Annotated in this window: 3 protein-coding genes; all 3 read left to right on the top strand. The window is 43.2% G+C overall.

Annotation, left to right across the window (positions count from 1 at the left end):
• Positions 1-1608: fumarate hydratase (locus V5N63_RS11525; protein WP_332034058.1), on the top strand; the 1608-nt coding region annotated here is incomplete at its 5' end.
• A 94-nt stretch (positions 1609-1702) separates the two neighbouring features.
• The gene (locus tag V5N63_RS11520) at positions 1703-1987 is read left to right on the top strand and encodes a hypothetical protein (RefSeq protein ID WP_218250515.1); all 285 of its coding nucleotides are present in this window, start codon (positions 1703-1705) and stop codon (positions 1985-1987) included.
• A 282-nt stretch (positions 1988-2269) separates the two neighbouring features.
• A partial coding sequence (locus tag V5N63_RS11515) for a PCRF domain-containing protein (RefSeq protein WP_332034057.1) occupies positions 2270-2814 on the top strand: 545 nt, incomplete at its 3' end.

The raw sequence follows: 2814 nt of genomic DNA, 5'->3' as shown, positions 1-2814 counted from the left end.
ATGGAATTTCACTATCAGGATCCCTTTCCTATTCTTAAAGACGACACCCAATACAGAAAACTCAGTTCAGAATATTTAAAAGTAGAATACCTCGGCGGCAGAGAAATCTTAACCATAGATCCCCGTGCACTGGAACTTCTTGCAGAACAGGCTTTGGCAGATGTGTCTTTCATGCTTCGTCCTTCGCATCTTCAGAAACTCCGTAATATTATAGATGATCCGGAAGCGACCGACAACGACCGTTTCGTAGCTTATAATCTCCTGCAGAACGCTGCAGTTGCAGTGGAAGGCGCGCTTCCTTCCTGCCAGGATACCGGAACAGCAATTTGCGTTGCTAAAAAGGGCGAAAACGTATACACTGGAGCAAATGATGCTGAATGGATTTCCAGAGGAATTTATAATACCTACCAAACACGCAATCTTAGATATTCGCAGATCGTGCCTTTAACGATGTTTGAGGAGAAAAATTCCGGCTCGAACCTCCCGGCACAGATTGATATTTATGCTACAAAAGGCGAAGAATACAAATTTCTTTTCCTCGCGAAAGGTGGTGGCTCTGCAAACAAAACCTTCCTCTACCAAAAAACAAAATCCCTCTTGAATGATGCCTCACTTGAAGCTTTCATTCGCGAAAGAATTATGGATTTGGGAACTGCAGCTTGCCCGCCTTATCACCTCGCGCTCGTCATTGGCGGAACTTCCGCGGAAGCCAATTTAGCAGCCGTGAAAAAAGCCAGCGCCGGATATTACGATCACCTTCCCACCGAAGGAAACATGGGCGGACAGGCGTTCCGTGATCTGGAATGGGAGAAAAGAGTTCAGCAAATCTGCCAGGAATCCTCCATAGGAGCCCAGTTTGGCGGTAAATATCTCACACACGATGTTCGAGTCATTCGTTTGCCGCGTCACGCAGCTTCCTGTCCTGTGGGAATGGGTGTTTCCTGTTCTGCCGACAGAAACATTAAAGGTTTCATCAACCGTGAAGGAATTTTCCTCGAGCAGTTAGAGACCAACCCAAAAAAATACCTGCCGGAAATTCCGCCACATTTGGAAGAAGCAGTTTCTATCGACCTGAATCAGCCAATGCCAGATATTCTGGCAGAACTTTCTAAATATCCGATTAAAACCCGCTTAAGTCTGAACGGAACTTTAATTGTAGCGCGCGATATCGCCCACGCAAAGATTAAAGAACTTCTCGACAGCGGAAAACCTATGCCCGATTATTTCAAAAACCATCCAATTTATTATGCCGGTCCCGCAAAAACGCCGGACGGAATGGCTTCTGGAAGTTTCGGACCTACAACTGCCGGCAGAATGGATGTTTATGTCGATGAATTCCAGTCGCACGGCGGAAGTATGATTATGTTGGCCAAAGGAAACCGAAGCAAGGATGTCACCAACGCCTGCGCAAAATATGGCGGTTTTTATCTCGGCTCTATTGGTGGACCTGCGGCAATTTTAGCCAAAGAAAACATCAAGTCCGTAGAGGTTGTTGATTTTGAAGAACTTGGAATGGAAGCCGTACGTAAAATCGAAATCGAAAATTTCCCGGCATTCATTATCTCCGATGATAAAGGGAACGATTTCTTCGAATCCATCGCGCATTAATATTTTTTAATCGTTTTAAATAGCAAAAAATCACCGGAAATCTTTTGTCTGAAAACAAAAATTATCCTACTTTTGCCTAAAATCTATTCCAATGATGATGTTATCAGCATTTTTCCCGTTCTACCAGTTCCTTTGGACCGTATATTTCCTATGCATGTTCCTTATCGGTTTCTGGTGTATCTTTATGTTTTTCGGTTATGTAATCCCGATTTGGTTAACTTCCGGATTAATGGAATATTTCGGTAAAACCAAACCTTTCGATCCTGAAGACATCAGAAGAAAAACGCTTACAGAGCAGGAAGGTGTAGAACTGGTTTACAGCAACCCAAAAGGTCACGGGCCGTTTTTACACAGCCACGACAGCCACGGTCATCACTAGTTGATGTCACTGCTCTCCCACTTTAATTTCCGGGAAAAGCAGTCACAAAGCAAAATCATATATACAGTCAGTTTCTAATTTTTGGAGACTGATTTTTTTTTGGAGCAACACTTTACGTTTTTCTTTACATACAAATACCGGCTTTCCACTCTATCTTTTGCTCCGCTGCGCTCAGCAAAAGGATGCCGTTTCAATCCGGGCTATAAAACAGGATGGTTGTTCTTAGGTAAGGAATATTGTTTTCTGCTTTTTTCCTATCTTTGCACCCACAAATTTCTACAAATGTCAAAGTCTCTTATCCCAAAACTCGAAGCCATTAAACAGCGTTATAATGAAGTTGCCGACCTCATTATTCAGCCAGATGTAATTTCCGACCAGAAAAAATACTCCTCGCTGAACAAAGAATACAGCGACCTCGGAAAAATCGTGGCGGTTTTCGATCAGTACAAACAGACTTTAAATACGATTGAGGAATCCGACGAAATTATTGCCGACGGATCAGATAAAGAGTTCGTAGAAATGGCCAAAATGGAAAAAAATGAAGCCATCCAGAGAATTCCCGGTCTTGAAGAACAGTTGAAAGTTCTTCTGATTCCAAAAGATCCAGCAGATGATAAAAACGTCATCATCGAATTACGGGCAGGAACCGGGGGCGACGAAGCAGCAATTTTTGTGGAAGATGTGTACAGAGCGTACGCGATGTATTTCAAAACCAAAGGTTGGAAACACGAAATAACCGATTCCAGCGAAGCTTCTAAAGGTTATAAAGAACTCATTCTGAAGGTAGAAGGCGACGGCGTTTACGGAATCATGAAATTCGAATCCGG

The sequence above is a fragment of the Kaistella sp. genome (assembly GCF_032060305.1).
Classification (GTDB): domain Bacteria; phylum Bacteroidota; class Bacteroidia; order Flavobacteriales; family Weeksellaceae; genus Kaistella; species Kaistella yananensis.
The sequence above is the reverse complement of the archived record's forward strand: the minus strand, read 5'-3'. Positions and strand labels throughout refer to the sequence as shown.

Excerpts from the sequence above, each read along its gene's own strand:
- V5N63_RS11520 (WP_218250515.1), top strand. The coding sequence starts at position 1,703 with ATGATGTTATCAGCATTTTTCCCGTTCTACCAGTTCCTTTGGACCGTA.